Here is a 17,323-nt window from a genome sequence, read left to right as displayed (position 1 = left end):
TAGTATCGGGTGGGAAAAGCGCGGGGAGGGACGAGAATTGTGGCTCCAAGGGTTGTCACTGAAATAAATCGGATAATCGTTCAAGCGTGATAGTGGTATCGCGTTTTGCATTTGGATGCTAGAATTGAGTGCTTATTGAATACTATCCCCGTATAATATTGAGTTATTGGTGAGTGCAATCTGTCTAATCTTGAATTCCCCTGACATAGAAGGCGCGATTCTACAAGTGGAAGAGAATCGCCAGTATATCAATCTTGCCGAACTGCGGGTGGATTTGCTCAAACCATCTGAGCGCACCAGGGCAGCCGAACTGCCGGAGAAGGTCCAGATACCCTTGATTCTGACAATTCGTCTCGCAGAAGACGGGGGGCGATGGGGAATCAATGGTGAGAGCGAAGCCGAGCGGATAAATTTGTTTTTAGCCTTGTTGAATTCCGCGCCCTGGAGTTTTGTAGATATCGAAGGGAATCATCCGCTAACGGAAGTGCGCAGGGCTGCCGAGGCAGTCGGAGCCAAAATAATTCGATCTGTACATGATTTCAGCGATAATCTGCTATCCGGTCCAGTGCCTGTCTTGACAGATTTAATCTCTAGACTGGGAGCGGAAGGCAACATCCTTAAAATAGCCGCAAATTGCGCCGATAGTGCGGCACTGCTTAACCTTGCTCGCGCCGCTGCAGCCACAAAATTTCTGGATAAGAAAATACTTATAGCCATGGGCGAATATGGAAGTCCTTCCCGGATTCTATCGCAGCGGCATGGTTCCCTCTGGACCTATGCAACCTCACTTAGAGAAATGAAGTCACAACCAGGTCAATTACAGCCCAAAACTCTCGAAAAGCTCTATCGATTTCGCAAGATAGACAAATCCACCCCTCTGTTTGCAGTGGTAGGAAACCCCATCGCTCACAGTAAATCTCCTGTAATTCACAATCGGTGGCTTCAGGATTTGGATGTGGAGGGAACCTATATTCCTATTCGCACAGACAACCTCGCTGGCACTCTGGAAACATGCGATATCTGGGATATCAGTGGATTATCAGTAACCATACCGCATAAGGAAGTGGCATTGACCCTCGCCGATTCCGCTAGCAACTTGGCTCAAAAAACAGGCTCCGCTAATACGCTGATAAAAACCTCCGGTGGTTGGCGAGCGGAAAATACAGATGCAGAAGGATTTCTTCAATCTCTAAAGGAGGGTATGGGCACCAGTTCAGAAGAGACGTTATTTGGCAGAAAGGCGTTAATAATAGGCGCCGGAGGTGCTGCCCGAGCCGTAGCCCATGTTCTCTGCAATGTCGGGATGAAACTGACAATATTGAATCGGAGCATCGACAAGGCCCGAACACTGGCCGAGGAGTGTAAGGCTGAATGGGGCCCTTTGGATAAGAAAGCATTGCCCAAATTGGCATCAGGAATCTTTCTTGCAGTTCAAACCACAAGCCTGGGTATGCCGCCAAACGAGAGAATCGATCCCATCCCCTGGTGGAATCCGGTCGGCTGCTCATTTGTATACGATGTGATTTATGGATCCAGTGAAACTCCTTTTCTTAGAAGGGCCCAGGTTGCCGGCTGCCAAACCATCAGCGGTCTTGCCATGTTCAAAGCTCAGGCCCGGCTCCAGTTCCAACTATTCACAGGAATTGTTCCCCCTTCCCCAGTGTAATTTTCACTTCCAACGCTGATTTCTATGGTTGAGGCCCGGATAATACCCCTCATGATGGGCTGTCTCTTAAAAATCGAAAACGACATCAAGTAAGCCACGAAAGTACCGCAACTACAAGCAACGGCAGCTTCGGACTGCAAAGCTGTTCCTAAAGAATAGGAAGCTTATATCAATTGGTACAAGTAAGTAGGGAATCGAAAATGCCGGTCTCCTCAATAATCTGTCAATTGGCTCTCAATTGGCATTTTTCGCCTGGGCATAACTCTTTAGGTTTTAAGCGAAAGGAAATTGTGCATTAATCCACTGCCCATTCAGAAAGAACAGTGTATCATCTCTCCTAGAGCTATCAATGCCCTGTTTACTGAATTTAAGTAGGTATCGCATCGGATTAGAGACTCATGCAGCAATGAGTGGTGCAAAGATGGAATTGTCAAATTTCCAGGCGAGAGTTAAAGATTCCCACTCGATTTGGAATAAGGATTGTGCGATCGAAAATGAAAAGACCGCTAATCATCGGACATCGAGGAGCTCCGGAATTTGCCATTGAGAATACAGAATCCTCGTTTAAGGCTGCCCTGGCCGCCGGGGTTGATGTAATTGAAACCGATCTTCGTCTAAGTGCCGATGGTTACTTGTTAGTTGCCCATGATGCTGATTTATCCAGGCTGGGCGGTCCCCCAAAGCCGATTGCGCAGTGCAAAAAGGCTGAATTAACAAAGATACTCCTTCGGGATGGCGCGGATAGAACCGCAAAACCTCTGTTTATGGAGGACGCTCTCAATATGTTTCCGAATGCCCGTTTCAATGTGGATTTGAAGGATTCGGGCAAGGATATAGTTCGTGCCTGGGTGAGTTTACTTATGAAGAGTAATGCTGGTATTCGATGCGTAACCGCCTCGTTTCGAGATAGAACGGTTAATCTCTTTTCCAGGATGTGTAAACACGCACCCATATCCATGGCTTGCCTTGGCGCGGCGGCCATTGTTTTGCTTTCGTTTTTTGGAATTATACGCTGTCCTAAGAGGAACGAAAAATACTTGCAGGTGCCGGAACAGATCGGTCCGATTCGAGTATTGACAGAGAAGCGCATGAGGAAACTGCAAAAACGAGGTTGGGAAGTACATGTTTGGACGGTTGACAATGAAGAGGATATGTGCAGGTTCATAAAATGGGGAATTGATGGTATAATAACAAACCGGCCGTCTTTGCTAAAGAAATTGCTTGAATCATAGGAAGAGTATGGGTAGGTGAAAGAGAAAGATATTCCAAACGTTTGTCACCTCGACGCCCTGGATTCACTGACCATGAATTCCCTTGATTTCTCGAGGGTCCGGGCCCAGGAAAGGGGAAGAGTGTAGTACACATCCGTCGATGAACTCATCGAAACAAGGAGAATTGCCTCACGATGACTCGCGGATTCGTCTTATCGATGAGACTGAAAAAATTGTTCCTTGGCTTAATGAAGAGCGTTTTACTTGTATCTTTTTGAGGATATCGATGCCGAAGATTGAAGTGCCTTTACGAGGAGGCCCCTTCTCATCGTTTGGGATAAGCTGAATGAATTCAATTTGGAGGATTCAATTCCCAACACTTTTTTGAAAAGGCGGGGACGGTGAGCAGCCTCATATCTCAAGATGTGGCGCGGATGGACAGACTTTTGTGAGGTGGCTAGTCACACTGAACGCAGCCTGCTGGTCTAGACCAGCAATGGAATTGTTATGAGAGAACGAGTTTATTCACAGGCAATGAGAAATGAGTTGAGTAGTTTGATGAAGCTTGCAACCAACCGTGAAGCAGAGAAACGTCTTAACAAAATTTCCACGGTGATACGCCGTTGGAAGAGAAATAAGAGTTCAGCCAGGCGAGTGCTCGATGAAATTCATAGCTTATCAGCATCCACCCACGACACATGGACTTCCGGAGTGGATCCTGGAATTCCTATTGCTCATGCGCTTGTCGCGGGTTACTTGCAAAGGGAGGATATATCGGATAGCACCTGGAAGATGATAGAAGCTCTTGTCACTTTGGCGGGAATTTGATTTCCCTCCTTATCTTGCTGGCATGAACATCCTATAATGAGTGAAGAATGTGAGTTCTTATGAGTTGGTGAACCTTTTTGAGAATGAATCCTCATGCCGCGATTATGAGGAAACGTGAAGCTTTTATGGCGTATCTTCTATTCTGAGAAACAAAATCTGGAGTTTGCTCTGCGTGAAGTCATGTTTTGCTAATACCGTTTTGATAAAGGACCGATAAAGTCTGAACAGACTGTTTTTATGATCGAAAAGCGAGGAGTACTTTGGAGGCCATGAATCCACTTCGAGTATATAAGCAAACGGGTGTAAAAACTGCTTCAGGCGGAAGACTGATAGTTATGCTCTATGATGAGTGTATCAAGCAGCTCAGAAGCGCGTGTAGGGAGCTTGATGCACAGCATCCGAAGCTGGACTTGGCACATAATGCAATTGTAAAGGCCCAGGATATTCTGGCGGAGCTTATGATTTCTCTTGATTTTGAAAGGGGAGGGGATATTGCGCAAAATCTTTTTCGTCTTTACATGTACTTCAATCAGAAATTGGTTGATGCCAATCTCTCCAAGAAGAGTTCTAATCTGAAGGAAGTTTGCAGCCATATGACTACCCTCAGAGAGGCTTGGGATTCTGTTGAAATTACTGCCGGCGCTCGGGAAACTCGGGAGAAAGGTGGCATCAATTTAGCTGGATAATCGATGTTGAATGACGCGCAGACCCTTGTGAAGACTCTCCAACAAGGTGATGTCAATCTGGTTGGACAATGATGAGACAGGAATTGCCATCTTGGTGGCGGGATATTGATCGTTCCATTCGTTTAAGCATAACAGACTATGAGTTCATTATAGCTCGGTTGGAAATGTTGCTTGCAGGAACTTCGGATAAGTTTTCAAGGTTTTCCAGTTTGAATTCACGCAGGTGGAAGAATCTACTGGAGGAAGCCAAACTTGCGAAGGAACAAGTTGAGCGAAGTCTTGCCTTGGCGGCTACAAGACGGCGGGATGCGAGCGCTATCGGGCTTATTCCGCCTGATAATCAGGAGTTGGCAGCCAGGGCGCGAGTTGTTTCGGCGAAATTTCATTTACTGGGCGAATTGGCACAGAAACGGATGGCTCGTATACGGAGTGAACTTAGGCAGCTTGGCAGGCCAAGGAATCGACCGAGCATGAAAGTTTTTCCTTCACAAATCGATGTACACATATAATTAGCGGGATGAAAGACAAATTATTTATTCTGGATGGTTACGGGTTAATTTACAGAGCATTTTTCGCCTTAGCGAGCAGACACCTCACCGATAGTAATGGAAACAATGTCTCTGCTGTATACGGATTCTTCCGGACAATTTTTTTTCTTGAGAAGAACTATGGGGCACGGCGCATTGCAGTTGCGATGGATACGGTTGAACCGACACATAGGCATAAGCTTTATCCGGATTATAAAGCAACTCGGGATGCCGCTCCTGAAGACTTGCATGCTCAGATTCCAATAATAAGAGATATTCTTGAATGTCTGGGCATTCCGGCTATTTCGGTGGAGGGCTATGAGGCTGATGATGTAATAGGATCAATGGCAGAAATTTGCCGCAGAGAAGCGCGAAGTTGTTCTCTGGTTAGCGCGGATAAAGATCTTATGCAGCTGGTTGATGAAAATGTTCGAATGTTAAAACCAAAACAGGGGGGCGGATTTCAGGAGATTGGGCCTGAACAAGTGCTCGAAGAAAAGGGAGTTAGACCGGACCAAATGGTTGACTACCTGGCTCTTATTGGCGATAGCTCGGATAACATAAGGGGGGTTGAGGGCATTGGTGAAAAGACGGCAGCGGCCCTCCTTGCCAAATGGGATAATCTTGATTCTCTTTACAAGAATATAGATGAAGCGGCCAAGGGTGTGCGCTTGTTAAAATTGAAGGAGGGGAAGGAGAGCGCGTATTTCAGTCGGAAACTAGTTAGGATTGTGCGCAATTTGGCATTGGAAGACGAAATTGCTTCTGTTGACAATGGGATTGTTGATTTTGCGGCGGCAGCCAGGGAATTTCGGAAGAGGAATATGATAACTTTTGCCCGGGAGGCGGCCGAATTGGCTGGTTATAATGCGACGGAGATAAAGACGCGACTTGAAGTTGGGAAGTCTGGTGCACCAGAGGTTAATTACTCTCCTATACTGAACCGTGAGCAAATGGACAAATGGGGTGAAAGAATTTTGGAAAGTGGATTAGTGGCACTCGATACCGAGACGGACAATTTGGATCCGATGCTGGCTAATCTGATTGGCATTTCGGTTTCGGTTAGTGAGGGTAAGGCGGGATATCTGCCAATTAAATGTGCTGATTGCAGCTGTATGGCTCTTGGAGAGGTGGTTGATTGGTTGAATGGGATTCTTGTTAATGGAAGAATTCGCGTTGTCGGGCAGAATTTCAAGTACGATTTGAAGGTTTTGCGCAGAGTTGGTGTTCGGCTTGAAAATGCATGGTTTGATACTATGATTGCTGCCTGGGTGATAGATGCCTCCTCGCCGGTTGGCATGGACGCTCTATGCGATCGTTACCTGGGCTTCAGCACGATAAAATTTGATGACGTAGTACCTAAGGGGTCCACTTTTGATTCCGTTGGCTTGAAAGAGGCAGTTGCGTATGCGGCGGAGGACGCAGATGTAACACTCCGTCTCTACAGAGTGTTTGAAAAGATTTTGAAGTCCGATCCGAAAAGGGCATCGATTTTTTGGGAAATCGAGATGCCGCTGCTTCCAATTCTGACTGCTATGGAAATTGAAGGCATCGGTTTGGAATTTTCTGCCTTGGAAAGTTATGGGGAGGAGTTGGGAAGGGAAATCGACTCTGTGGTGTCGGAGATTCACAACTTGTGTGGGCGAGAATTCAATGTCGCTTCGCCGAAGCAACTGCAAGAAGTGCTTTTTCAGGAACGAGGTTTGAAGCCAGGGAAGAAAACGAAAATGGGGTATTCAACGGATAACACTGTGCTTATGAACCTGGCGCGAGAAGATCCGATGCCGGAGAAGATTCTGTTTTATCGTTCGCTGAGTAAGTTGAAATCCACCTACGTTGATGTGCTGCCGCGTTTGGTGTATCCAGGGGACGGGCGGATTCATACGAGTTATTCGCAGGTAGGAGCGGCCACTGGACGTCTCTCGAGCAATAATCCCAATTTGCAAAATATTCCCGTAAGGGATGAAAATGGTAGACGGATTAGAAGGGCTTTCAGAAGCAGGGATGGATATACCTTTATTTCCGTGGATTATTCCCAGATTGAATTAGTTGTGCTTGCACATATGTCGGGGGATTGGGGACTTGCCAAGGCATTTAACGATGGCGTTGATGTGCATGTGCAAACAGCAGCTCAATTATTCGGCGTTGATGCTTCAGATGTGATGGACGGGCAGAGAAGGATGGCAAAGGCGGTTAATTTTGGCGTTATGTATGGGATGAGTGCCTTTCGTCTTTCGAACGAATTGAATATCAGTCGAAAGGAAGCTAACCAATTTATCGAAACCTATTTTGCCACTTATGAGGGGATCGGGAATTTTATTAACCAAGCGGTGTCAGATGCGGAGGCCGATGGGGGAACTAGAACGCTTTACGGGCGTTTTCGGCCTCTGCCTGGTATAAATAGCAGAAATAAGGTTGAGAAGGCGGCTTCGGAACGAGCGGCTGTGAATACCCGCATTCAAGGTACTGCGGCGGACATCATGAAGAAGGCGATGATAGAAGTCAATGAGGTGCTTATGAATCGCTTCTCAAGGGCCAAGATGCTACTCCAGGTTCATGATGAACTATTGATTGAGTCTCCAATTGCAATTGTTTCGGAGCTTAAGGTTGCGTTGAAGGATACTATGGAGAATGTGGTGAAGCTGACTGTTCCGCTTCGTGTCAGCGTGGAAACGGGGGATTCCTGGGGCGACATTCATTGATACTGATTGGCATTGTGGGGAGGTGTGGTTCCGGGAAGAACTATGTAGCCGGTATTCTGGAGGAGCTGGGTTTTCGAAGCTTGGATTTGGATATTGTGGGCCATCAATGTCTCATAACCTTAAGCAAACAAATTGAAGATACTCTTGGGCCTGGGCTGCTTGTCAATGGGGTGGTGGATCGTGTTAAACTTGGACGGCTTGTGTTCTCTGATTCACTTGCCCTGAGGCGTTTGGAAGAGTTAACCTATCCTTGCATAGAATTGGAGGTTCGGAAGTGGCTTGCAGCATATTCAGATTCTCTTCTTGCGATTCATGGCGTAAATCTTCACAAAACCTCACTTGCAGAGGAGTGTAGCGCGTTTATCTGGATTGAGGCAGGTTGGATACGACGCTTTTTACGGGTTTTGAAGAGAGATGGAAGATCGTTGCGAGATACTTGGTTAAGATTCCGAAGCCAAAAGGAATTGAATTCTAAGTTTTTTCCCAAGCGCGCCGAAATCTATAAAGTGAGAAATGCCCGAGGAGACGCATATTTGCGCTTCTTGCTGGGCAGTATTCTTCCTGCAATAAAAGGGGAGCGAGTTGATGAGCTCTGAACAAACCGGGAATTCAAGTTTAGTGGCTGTGTTAAGCATCTTGGCGATATTGGCCATTTCGCTGGTTGCTGGTTTGCTTCTGATGCAGAAAGGAGAGGACAGCAAATCCGAAATTGGCAAAACTATCTCCTCGAACGCTGAGAAGAATCCTTCGGATGAATTTGATCCGATTACTTGGGCCAGGGAAGACGCCGAGTATCCTCCATTGATTGAGGATGGCGATTTTGTCGCCGATTATGCCGGTATTGAGAATGGCGATGAGGCTTCGGAGTCCTCAGTGGTACTGAAAACGCGGGAAGAGGAACTGGCACCCACCGAATCGGAAAAACCTGCGTATCACGAAGAAGTTGTGCGGAGCGCATCCAGAGAAGTGCGTGAGGATATGTACTGGGTTCAGGTGGTGGCAACTAAGACGATAGCGCACGCGGAGAGAGTTCGTGATGACTTAGCCGAAATGGGTCTTCCTGTACGGGTTTTCACCAAGGATGAGAGTGGCAATTTGATATACCGGGTGAGATTGGGCCCTTTCACTCATAAGACTGAGGCGGAAAACAGCGTGAGTGTCATACATGGGATTGATGGTTTTGCCGATAGTTATGTCACGATTGCACCAGTAACCCGATACATAGAGAACTGAAATCCAACCGATTGCAGCGAATTATTGTATTGATACGCGATGAAGCGGGACTCTTGAACCGGTTTTTGGCACCGCTCGGATTTTACGAGTATCAGATATCTTTTTCGGATTTATGAGATCCTAATTTTAGAGTATAAATCGATTTCGCAAGCCGGAAGGATATGGGCGGGTCTCTGATGGGCGGAATTTCATGGACAGAAATCCTGCTGAAGGCCGCGTTGTGGGGATTGGTAAACGATGAGCATTCGCTTAAGATGGAAGCTACGAGTTCCGACTCCAGAGCGGTTGAAATTGATTAGATTGAGAAGAAATCCGGACCGGAGCCATCGAAATATTTGCTGTGTATGTGATAGTCGGCCTTGCGGTTGTACACTACGGAGTAGGGAGGGAGAGAGTTGATTATCCACACATTCCCGCCTATAACGGAGCCCTTGCCGATGTGAGTTTTCCCGCCGAGTATTGTGGCGCCGGCGTAAATGGTTACATCGTCTTCAATTGTGGGATGGCGTTTTTTATCGGCTAGTTCCTTGCGTATGCTCAGTGCGCCAATAGTGACGCCCTGGTAGATTTTTACATTCTCGCCTATGCGGGCGGTTTCGCCGATTACTACACCTGTGCCATGATCGATAAAAAAGTTATCACCGATAGAGGCGCCTGGATGTATGTCGATACCGGTGTTTTGGTGTAGCAATTCGTTTAGCATGCGGGGGATGATAGGTATATCGGCGAGTTGTATTTCATGAGCAAATCGATGACAGGTTATCGCTTGTAGGCCGGGGTAGGAAAGCATCACTTCGTCACGACTCTTGGCCGCTGGATCTCCCCGGAAGGCGGCTTCGACGTCACCCGCGGCCTTTTCTCTTAGAATTGGTATTTTCTGCAAGATATTTAGAGCAAGTTCCTGAGCTGTTGCCCCAGATTTATTATCGAGACAGGTAGTTATTTGCGCTGTCAGTTTCAAGAAAAGGGACTGGGTGAGTGTTTGGACGCTCTGCCTTATCTGAAACTCATTTTCCACTCCACCGTCGTATTGGAAACCTGGGAAGATAAGATGTCGGAAGGTTTCGAATATGTTGCTGATTATCGTGATTGACGGTAGATTTGGGCCGGCAAAACGATTGATTTGGTTAACGCTGCTGAATGAGTCGACTATGTCTTTGTTTATCTGTGCGATACGACGAACTTGCCTGTTAGTCATGATTGGTATTAGATTAGCAGAAAAGTGGAACTTGTATCCAATGTAGATTAATTGCTTGAACTTGGGTTGAGAATGTATGAGCGATGACATTTCACATCTTATGTGGACTAATTTGGACAGTCGGCTTAGTTATGATGCCAAGCTTTTTCGTTTAGTGACTTCGAGGCGTCGGTCGTCAGAGGGGAAAGAGGCGTCTTTTATTTCGGTGGATTCACCAAATTGGGTTACAATTATTCCGGAACTTATCGATGAGACGGGAGAACGGCGATTCTTACTGGTAAGGCAGTTTCGGCACGGGACACAGAGGGTTGGATTGGAATTTCCGGCTGGAGCCGTTGATTTTGGTGAGGACGAGCGGAATGCAGCGACTAGGGAACTGTTAGAGGAAACTGGTTATGAGGCGGCAGAGTTGATTGAACTTGGCTCGGTGAGTCCGAATCCCGCCTTTATGGCAAATAAAACTTATACCTATCTCGCCAGGGGACTTACAAAAAAAGATGAGCAGAATTTGGATGAGCATGAAATTCTCGATATGCAGATGTTGTATGAGACCGAACTTGCGAAATTTATTGGTTTGGCGCCTTTCGACAGCGCGATAACAATTCAGGCTTGGTTCTTTTATTTAAGATGGTTGGGCAGGGTATGATGCATATTTCGACGATGCCTGAACCACGAGCCAGGGAAGAACTCGAACGCAATCAACTTTCCAGCTTTCGGGGGTGGTGCTTATTCCTATCTGGCACATGATTGCGGTTGGGACTTGAAGACAAAGAAGTACGGCAGAGACGCCTCCAGGCAACCCGATTAGCAACTTGATTGTCAGATAACGAACGGATTTCCTCTGCTAAAAACCTGCTGGTTTGATGCTCCTGTAGTTTTGACGAGTTAGGATTCCAGCGGAGGAAGTTCGGAATAGTCGTAGAACTCAAGAACTTCCGGGAGATTTTGTTCTTCCTGCATTCGGGAAGCCAATGGAGATACCGGCCAGGCGATCAGGGATTTGAACAGGGGTGATATCTCCGGAGCTATTGCTCGGAATTCCAAATCTTTATCAAGCCATGCCTGTCCTGAAGCTCTATTTAGAATCAATGGCATTCTCAGCTTCGTGTTGTGTACCAGGGCAGGAATTCCCTGAGCCTCGGTTGTAACAACGGTAAAGGTTTCAATGGATGTATTGCTTTTAGAATCTTTCCAGCCATCCCAGAGGCCGGCAAGAAGAAAGGGTCTGCCGTCTTGAAGTGAGATGCGGTAAGGATACCTCTTGTTTCTGTATGAACGCCATTCTACAAATCCGTCCACAAGCACTCCGCACCGTTTTCGATTTACAAGAGTTCGAAATGAGGGCTTGGTGTCGATAGTTTCGTAGCGAGCGTTGATAGTTTTGTTGCGAATATCTGCGGCTGCAACCGCGGTTTGTGTCCAAAAAGGGATGAGCCCCCAGGTGGGGAAATCGAAGTGGGCGGGTTTGCCTTGTTTGAATACCGGCCATGAGGGGTGTTCGAAGGCCGAGCGGAAGAAAGTTGGTATATTGAAGTGCTCCTGGGGGAAATCATTTCCGTAGATTTCTTCGATAACAACGGCTTTTGAGACTAGGGAGACATTGAAACACATTTTGGATTAAAAGTAGAGCATACTGCTTATAATGAGGCAATGATAATTTCCAGCAATCCTATCTATTATCGGAGTATTCAGTTTAAGTACCCCCCGATGGATGTCGAACCAAACTCGCCATCGTCTGCCGAAAACTCATAACCCCCTCATAGAGACGCAATTCTATTCGCTGAGGACTTTCTTTATCTATCTATGAGAAGCACATTGTCTGACAAATATCCAATAGGAATTGATTTCTGATGATTTGCCCTAAGCAGGATAATCCACAGTATTTCCACAGTTCTTCTTCACGGAGAGGTTGCTGTCACGAATCCCGTATCTGAATCGACTATTAGTCGCCATTCGAATCTTCATCGAAGCACGGCTCACTTTCTTGAATCGTCGGGGCTTAGATGCATGTCTCCCGGGCGGCATCCATTCCAGGATACACCGCCTTTGGGGGTTCAGTGGATTGGGGGCAACAGGTCCAGCAGGGCTACGGTGGTATCCAAGTCTCCAGTATGTCGACCGTTATGGAACCAGCGTACCGTCCCGGTTTGATCCACTAAGGCCGCCCCGGGAAGCTGCAGGGGATCACTTGACTTCATCTTTGTACGTTTCATGTCGATGGCGCAGCCACGGGCGTTCGCCGATTTCCGTCTAGACCGGAGAGAACGGTTCGGAAAGAAGATGGCCCGCCATGTGGTTTTTCCAAGACCGGCCGAAACGTAACTGCGTCGAGTAGGATCCGGTACCGTAAGAACGTTTTCGAACGATGCCAAAAGTGCCGCTTCCTCGGCCGTTCCCTGCACTACGACAACCAGACGCAGGCCTCGATCCACACATGATACCGCCAAAGTCGAAATATCCAGGGCCGACTCCTGGAAGAAGCGGCAACCGAAATGCCGCAGCCAAAGCACCAGCGCCGGTTTGTTCCGCCAGGCTTCGGAAATACGCCGTTCTTGGCCATTTACATCCACATATAGGTATTCTTCAACAACATCGCCTACAGTCATATATCTTTCTCCTTCAAACGGCGTTCATAAACGTCCAGATCCGCACTAAATTCCTGCAGGATTCCCTCAAGCGGAGCCGCTCGTCGGCCGAGGTCCGACAGGGTTGCCAGCAGACTGTTTTCCAGCATCGCAAGGCCGCGGAGACACGCTCGCGCCCCTATCGCCGAGGGAGATTGATACCTAGACACGGTTTTTCTTACTCATGGTTCGAATGGCCAGTCCCTTGTCCTCCAGTTTCCCAATTCTCAGGCTTACCGAGGACTTGCCCAACCCGAGCTGGCTTGCCAAGGTCAACGGGCCAATCCCGGGTCGATCACGAATCGTGACAAGCGCCAGAAATTCGGCGTAGCTGATACCGAAAGGCTTCAAGAGATAAGTATTGGCGATTCGATCCAACCGAAGAACCAGGGCATGGAGATTGAAGAGGAAATGTCGGGGATTGAGCATGGAGAACGCCTTTTCTTTTGTTTGAGATTTAAACAGTTTAACAATTAAATCATATGCATCAAGTCTTACATACGATGTATTCCCATAGACGGCCACTTTCAGCAAAGCTCATACGAAATATTGGCTGTTCGACTTCCTGATTGTAATCCCGTGGTACGTGAACTATTCGGCCCTGCATCTCCATCGGTAGTGAACGCAACTCCATTTCGAGTCCTGCCCCTGGGAGGGACGCTTTGGAAACGGTGGTTGTCTATAGCAAATGGGTGATTCCGAACTCCTATCTGGCAGGGCCGCTTGATCCCCGCACTTCAAGAACCACGTCCATGTCCTTTGAGTTCAAATCCACACAAACAGAGGCGTTCTCAATGCATTCAAGGAGAATGGTCATCGAATTGCGACCCATTTGATAGCGGGGAATCAGAACTGTTGTGATTGCCGGCTCCGTGTAGAGTCCGATGTCGATTCCGCCCCAGCCAACGAATGACACATCCTTAGGCACATGCAGGCCTATCTCGTGAGCTGCTTTGATTCCTCCAACCACCGCCAAATCGGCTGCTCCAATAATGGCAGTTGGTCTTTTCGGAGTTTCCAGTAGCCGCTGGACTACTGGAATCGACTGCTTGATTGAGTAGCCGGTATGGATGTAGCAAATGTGTCTCGAATGTCCGCGGTTTTCCATGAATCGTTTATAGTTGTCGATCTTCATGGCATTGAGACCGGAATCTTCGGGACCCGCTATCATCGAGATTCGCTCGTGTCCGAGGGAGAACAGATGATCCATGATAGCCGCCATACCTTGTTCAACGTCAATGTTGACTCGGTGAAATCCGTCTTCCAGATTGTCCTCCGAAAGCAGAACCAACGGTATCTTTTCGCGAAGCTCTTTAAGACGATCAATCAAAGGCGTCTCGATTCTCAAAGGCGTCGAGTAGATGATACCTTCCACGTTGCGATGCATCAGCATGTCGAGTTGATAGAGAGTTGTCTTGTGGTTCCAGTTTCCGTTGCAGATGATCGTACTGTATCGAGACTCACGCGCGCGTTCTTCCACTCCCCTGATAACTTCCGGTATGAAGGGGCTTGCGATATCTTCACAAATGAAACCAATGGCAAGACTCTTTCTCGCTTTCAGTGTTTTTGCGTTTAGGTTTGGAGTGTAGTTGAGCTCGCGTAGTGAATTGAGTACCCGTTTGCGGGTGTCCTCTGAGACTCGGTTGAGGTTGTTCGCTACTCGGGAGACTGTGCTAATGGCAACGCCGGCGTGTCTGGCGACGTCTTTGATCGTAACTACGGATTTATTCAACACATTCTACTCCGCTGTTTGTCAGCTTACCCTAGTTGATTCGGTATAACCAAATAAGAAGCCGTGCGCAGAGACACGAGAGTGTAAGTTGAGTCGACGACGTTTACCATCAATTGGCAGAGGTGCCTCGAGTTTTCGAATATGTCTGACTGTAAGCCGGCATCGAGTACGAAATCCCTGCCATTCCGTGCCTGTTCAAGTTCTCGGTAGTCGGAAGTATACGTTTCAGAAATGCATAGCCACTGCCTTCTCGGCGTGAGTGGATTCTCATAAGGACTGCTATAGTATCTCTATTCAATCCATGTAGGACTCGTCCATGCCATATGATTGTCGTATTGCGAAACTCTGATATAGCACCAGTTGATTTTGTTACCTTCTGGAAGTCGATACTGTGATTCGTGAATACATGAATCTACGTAGTAGGTGTGTTCAATCCCCACATTGGTTACAATGTCAATTTGTCTGATGATGCTCGTACCGAGACATCGGATGTCCAGGACAAGAGAGCCGCCGGCAGTCTGCGGTATCACGCTCCCCATTGGTGCGCCATTCAGTTCCGTTTGTACGTAGATTCTTGCCCCGGTAGTGGCATACACAATGCGGTTGTAGAGTGCATGAAAGATATCGCCGCGGGTTCGGGACTTGCTGTACGCAGCAAGAATCCCTCCCTCGATTCCATGCTCCAGCTGGTGTGAGTCACTGCCGCCGATGCTTCCCAACTTGAATCCTTTCCTCAGAGCATCAACGACGGAATGTCCCGGCTTCTGTTTCACGTTCTTGGTGAATTCGGAACTCTTACCGTACTCCTCGAAAGGCGCATGACGGGAGCAAATTTCAACCAGGCGCTGCACCTCGTCATCATGGTATTTCCAGTCTGTCGCCGCACTGGCGAGAGTCCAGACTGCCGAAGGATGGTGAGGAACGCAGATGGCTCCGTCCTTGCGAATACTGTTGAATAAGGCGGGCGGGTCTTTCGCAGTGAGATCGGTGCAACGGTACAAGGCTGCACTTTTCCCCGGGAAATAGACGTTTTTATGGCCGTAGTTAACCTCAAATTCATTTGACGTCCACTCATATGCCAGAATCGTGGAGATACCACCGCCTTCTTCGAATGCGTTACTCACTGTGCACGAGTACGCGAATTCCGAAGGAGACTGAATGTTCGGAAAGCAGTCGTGGTCGGTAAGAGCCGTAAAGTCGAGCCGGGCGATGTCTCTTGCATATGCGAAGTATTCGTCCACTTCTCCCTGCCCGTCCGAGACAGCGCTCTGTCCGTGGATATCACCCCATAGAGGCATAAGGCCGTCGTAGGATAAAAGGGTAGTTCTGTCCCAGCGATTCTTCGCTTCCGCATCTGGCCGGGATATTTGCTTCACAATCGGCACAGCCTGCACGAAAGCGTTGCCCGTATCCAGTTCTTCCACCGGTTCCAGTTCGTTCAGTTTCGAGAAGATGGAAATCCCGACATCGCTCCACCGATGACGCTGCCCGTTGCCTTCCGACCGCTGCCAAGCAACAGCTAAGCATCCATTATGCACCGTTGCACGAACTCTTCTAATGGCAAAATCACCGTCAGACGGAATTAGCCATTCAGCCGACCATGCTCCGTTTTGATACTCTCGGACCCCAGTTTTTTTCCACCCGCGCGAAAAAAGCAGGTACGTGCTGTCAGACACCTCGTTGCGGACGAGTTCATCCCAGCAATACCAGTTATTGGTCATGTCAATCTTCTGGGCGCTTCGTCTGACAAAGGATCCTCCCACATGAAGCACTTCTGCGCTGCAGTACAGGTTTTCATTAGATGGAGCGGACTCGTACCAAGAGATGAGAACTGAATCATTCAGGGGTACAATGGCAGGACATGTCGCCCAGTACTGGGAATAGCTTACGATGAATGGTTCGCTCACCTCGAGTTTTCCATCGGAGTTTTGAACAATCCGCTGCAGGTAAATATCGTACCCTCCCCCGTTCTCTCCGTCGTAGACTACCCAAATAGCGTTGTCATTTCCAACGACGGCCTCGGGTCGCCACGCCTGTGATATACCCGTTGACATCCGAATGGTTCCGGACGTTTTACCATCGAGGTTCATTGCCCGAATTGATCCGCGATGGTTATCGAGGACGGTCCAGAAACACCAGGTTTCTTGTTTTGTGGATCCTTTGAGTATGCTCGGAAAGAATGCTCCTTCGGCTTTGTCGAGTGTTTTCTTATTCCCGAGAACGGAACCGTCGAAGGACTGAGCATACACGGTCCACTCCTGGCCATCCTTTTCCGACCAGACAGTGAGCAAGCTGTCACCGATGCATTCAATCCTTGGTGTGAACGCCAGATTGGATTCATTATTGAGTGTCGCGACGCATTCCGGACTCCTGCCGTCCGGGATACGATACAATTTGGCGCTTTCCTTCAAGCCATCACTTTCCTGCCATACGGCAAAAAGCGTACCGTTGAGTTCCGCAATATCGGGGTAAGACGTATGAACTTTTTGGCGATCAGTTAGTATACGAGTTTCCATTTCCTAATTTCCTATCTAGATTCTGTAAAGTGTTGTCCAATCGACTTCGGGGCTCTGATATTGCGAACTGCAATCACCAACACTGCGATCGTGATCAGATAAGGGATCATTTGAATAATCTGAGACGGCACTCCGTAACCCTGAAGGTTAATCTGTAACGCCTCCGCGAACCCGAAGATTAAGCTGCCCATAAGGATTCCGATGGGGTTGTAGTTCCCGAGGATATTGATAACTACAGCGATGTATCCTCTTCCCGCTGTCATTTCTCTAACAAACAAATTGAGGTGATCTGTCGAAAGAAATGCGCCGGCGATTCCTGCGAGCAATCCACATAATACGAGCCCAATGTACTTGTAGCGGTTAACGGAGATTCCTTCAGTTGCTGTGGCATAGGGGTTTT

Annotated in this window: 17 protein-coding genes; 10 read left to right on the top strand and 7 right to left on the bottom strand. The window is 47.9% G+C overall.

Going from position 1 to position 17,323, the window contains the following annotated elements; translation table 11 throughout:
- Positions 1 to 169 precede the first annotated feature (169 nt).
- The 9 genes from S1OALGB6SA_RS07330 to S1OALGB6SA_RS10810 all read left to right on the top strand — a co-directional run bounded on the left by S1OALGB6SA_RS07330 (position 170) and on the right by S1OALGB6SA_RS10810 (position 9,152).
- Positions 170 to 1,666 (top strand): type I 3-dehydroquinate dehydratase, encoded by a 1,497-nt coding sequence (locus S1OALGB6SA_RS07330; RefSeq protein ID WP_124033032.1) that lies wholly within the window; start codon positions 170 to 172, stop codon positions 1,664 to 1,666.
- A 494-nt stretch (positions 1,667 to 2,160) separates the two neighbouring features.
- Entirely contained in the window at positions 2,161 to 2,898 is a 738-nt protein-coding gene (locus tag S1OALGB6SA_RS07325) for a glycerophosphodiester phosphodiesterase family protein (RefSeq protein WP_037561709.1), read from the top strand.
- A gap of 486 nt (positions 2,899 to 3,384) precedes the next feature.
- Positions 3,385 to 3,705 carry a hypothetical protein gene (locus S1OALGB6SA_RS07320; RefSeq protein WP_037561708.1) on the top strand — a complete coding sequence of 107 codons (321 nt, stop codon included), beginning with the start codon at positions 3,385 to 3,387 and terminating at the stop codon, positions 3,703 to 3,705.
- Positions 3,706 to 3,974: 269 nt separating this feature from the next.
- Entirely contained in the window at positions 3,975 to 4,391 is a 417-nt protein-coding gene (fliS, locus tag S1OALGB6SA_RS07315; protein WP_037561707.1) for a flagellar export chaperone FliS, read from the top strand.
- Positions 4,392 to 4,459: 68 nt separating this feature from the next.
- Complete coding sequence (locus tag S1OALGB6SA_RS07310; RefSeq protein WP_037561706.1) at positions 4,460 to 4,900, top strand: hypothetical protein; 441 nt, start codon at positions 4,460 to 4,462, stop codon at positions 4,898 to 4,900.
- A gap of 8 nt (positions 4,901 to 4,908) precedes the next feature.
- Positions 4,909 to 7,620 carry a DNA polymerase I gene (gene polA / locus S1OALGB6SA_RS07305; protein WP_124033031.1) on the top strand — a complete coding sequence of 904 codons (2,712 nt, stop codon included), beginning with the start codon at positions 4,909 to 4,911 and terminating at the stop codon, positions 7,618 to 7,620.
- Positions 7,617 to 8,216 (top strand): dephospho-CoA kinase, encoded by a 600-nt coding sequence (locus S1OALGB6SA_RS07300; protein ID WP_195910364.1) that lies wholly within the window; start codon positions 7,617 to 7,619, stop codon positions 8,214 to 8,216. Before polA ends, S1OALGB6SA_RS07300 begins: the two co-directional genes overlap by 4 nt.
- Positions 8,206 to 8,853, top strand: coding sequence for an SPOR domain-containing protein (locus S1OALGB6SA_RS07295; RefSeq protein ID WP_124033029.1), 648 nt, complete (start codon positions 8,206 to 8,208; stop codon positions 8,851 to 8,853). Before S1OALGB6SA_RS07300 ends, S1OALGB6SA_RS07295 begins: the two co-directional genes overlap by 11 nt.
- A gap of 176 nt (positions 8,854 to 9,029) precedes the next feature.
- The gene (locus S1OALGB6SA_RS10810; RefSeq protein ID WP_306766995.1) at positions 9,030 to 9,152 is read left to right on the top strand and encodes a hypothetical protein; all 123 of its coding nucleotides are present in this window, start codon (positions 9,030 to 9,032) and stop codon (positions 9,150 to 9,152) included.
- Here S1OALGB6SA_RS10810 and epsC read toward each other — a convergent pair.
- Entirely contained in the window at positions 9,149 to 10,051 is a 903-nt protein-coding gene (gene epsC, locus S1OALGB6SA_RS07290; RefSeq protein ID WP_124033028.1) for a serine O-acetyltransferase EpsC, read from the bottom strand. The genes S1OALGB6SA_RS10810 and epsC overlap by 4 nt on opposite strands.
- A gap of 76 nt (positions 10,052 to 10,127) precedes the next feature.
- Here epsC and S1OALGB6SA_RS07285 point away from each other — a divergent pair, with 76 nt between their 5' ends.
- Positions 10,128 to 10,697 (top strand): NUDIX hydrolase, encoded by a 570-nt coding sequence (locus S1OALGB6SA_RS07285; RefSeq protein ID WP_124033027.1) that lies wholly within the window; start codon positions 10,128 to 10,130, stop codon positions 10,695 to 10,697.
- A gap of 239 nt (positions 10,698 to 10,936) precedes the next feature.
- Here S1OALGB6SA_RS07285 and S1OALGB6SA_RS07280 read toward each other — a convergent pair whose 3' ends face one another.
- From S1OALGB6SA_RS07280 to S1OALGB6SA_RS07255, 6 genes are all read right to left on the bottom strand, one after another.
- The gene (locus S1OALGB6SA_RS07280; protein WP_124033026.1) at positions 10,937 to 11,662 is read right to left on the bottom strand and encodes an SOS response-associated peptidase; all 726 of its coding nucleotides are present in this window, start codon (positions 11,660 to 11,662) and stop codon (positions 10,937 to 10,939) included.
- A 443-nt stretch (positions 11,663 to 12,105) separates the two neighbouring features.
- Positions 12,106 to 12,657: an AhpC/TSA family protein gene (locus tag S1OALGB6SA_RS07275; RefSeq protein ID WP_124033025.1), complete on the bottom strand. Its 552-nt coding sequence runs from the start codon at positions 12,655 to 12,657 to the stop codon at positions 12,106 to 12,108.
- Positions 12,658 to 12,837: 180 nt separating this feature from the next.
- Positions 12,838 to 13,200, bottom strand: a complete 363-nt coding sequence (locus tag S1OALGB6SA_RS07270; RefSeq protein ID WP_230204497.1) for a MarR family winged helix-turn-helix transcriptional regulator — start codon at positions 13,198 to 13,200, stop codon at positions 12,838 to 12,840.
- A 181-nt stretch (positions 13,201 to 13,381) separates the two neighbouring features.
- The gene (locus S1OALGB6SA_RS07265) at positions 13,382 to 14,410 is read right to left on the bottom strand and encodes a LacI family DNA-binding transcriptional regulator (protein ID WP_124033023.1); all 1,029 of its coding nucleotides are present in this window, start codon (positions 14,408 to 14,410) and stop codon (positions 13,382 to 13,384) included.
- A gap of 287 nt (positions 14,411 to 14,697) precedes the next feature.
- On the bottom strand, positions 14,698 to 16,923 hold the full coding sequence (locus tag S1OALGB6SA_RS07260; protein WP_124033022.1) for a CehA/McbA family metallohydrolase: 2,226 nt from the start codon (positions 16,921 to 16,923) through the stop codon (positions 14,698 to 14,700).
- Between the two features lie 11 nt (positions 16,924 to 16,934).
- Positions 16,935 to 17,323 (bottom strand): ABC transporter permease (locus S1OALGB6SA_RS07255; protein WP_148084051.1); only part of this gene is annotated, 389 nt, incomplete at its 5' end.

Origin of the sequence: Olavius algarvensis spirochete endosymbiont, from assembly GCA_900608495.1 — a bacterium.
Classification (GTDB): domain Bacteria; phylum Spirochaetota; class Spirochaetia; order DSM-2461; family DSM-2461; genus UBA2779.
Note: the sequence above shows the minus strand (reverse complement) of the source record. Positions and strands in the feature narration are given on the sequence as shown.

What these genes read in the sequence shown, in the direction of transcription:
- S1OALGB6SA_RS07310 (WP_037561706.1), top strand. Translation starts at nt 4,460, where the DNA reads ATGATGAGACAGGAATTGCCATCTTGGTGGCGGGATATTGATCGTTCC.
- S1OALGB6SA_RS07320 (WP_037561708.1), top strand. Translation starts at nt 3,385, where the DNA reads ATGAGAGAACGAGTTTATTCACAGGCAATGAGAAATGAGTTGAGTAGT.
- fliS (WP_037561707.1), top strand. Translation starts at nt 3,975, where the DNA reads ATGAATCCACTTCGAGTATATAAGCAAACGGGTGTAAAAACTGCTTCA.
- S1OALGB6SA_RS07295 (WP_124033029.1), top strand. Translation starts at nt 8,206, where the DNA reads ATGAGCTCTGAACAAACCGGGAATTCAAGTTTAGTGGCTGTGTTAAGC.
- S1OALGB6SA_RS07325 (WP_037561709.1), top strand. Translation starts at nt 2,161, where the DNA reads ATGAAAAGACCGCTAATCATCGGACATCGAGGAGCTCCGGAATTTGCC.
- S1OALGB6SA_RS07280 (WP_124033026.1), bottom strand. Translation starts at nt 11,662, where the DNA reads ATGTGTTTCAATGTCTCCCTAGTCTCAAAAGCCGTTGTTATCGAAGAA.
- polA (WP_124033031.1), top strand. Translation starts at nt 4,909, where the DNA reads ATGAAAGACAAATTATTTATTCTGGATGGTTACGGGTTAATTTACAGA.
- S1OALGB6SA_RS07260 (WP_124033022.1), bottom strand. Translation starts at nt 16,923, where the DNA reads ATGGAAACTCGTATACTAACTGATCGCCAAAAAGTTCATACGTCTTAC.
- S1OALGB6SA_RS10810 (WP_306766995.1), top strand. Translation starts at nt 9,030, where the DNA reads ATGGGCGGAATTTCATGGACAGAAATCCTGCTGAAGGCCGCGTTGTGG.
- S1OALGB6SA_RS07285 (WP_124033027.1), top strand. Translation starts at nt 10,128, where the DNA reads ATGAGCGATGACATTTCACATCTTATGTGGACTAATTTGGACAGTCGG.
- S1OALGB6SA_RS07275 (WP_124033025.1), bottom strand. Translation starts at nt 12,657, where the DNA reads ATGACTGTAGGCGATGTTGTTGAAGAATACCTATATGTGGATGTAAAT.
- epsC (WP_124033028.1), bottom strand. Translation starts at nt 10,051, where the DNA reads ATGACTAACAGGCAAGTTCGTCGTATCGCACAGATAAACAAAGACATA.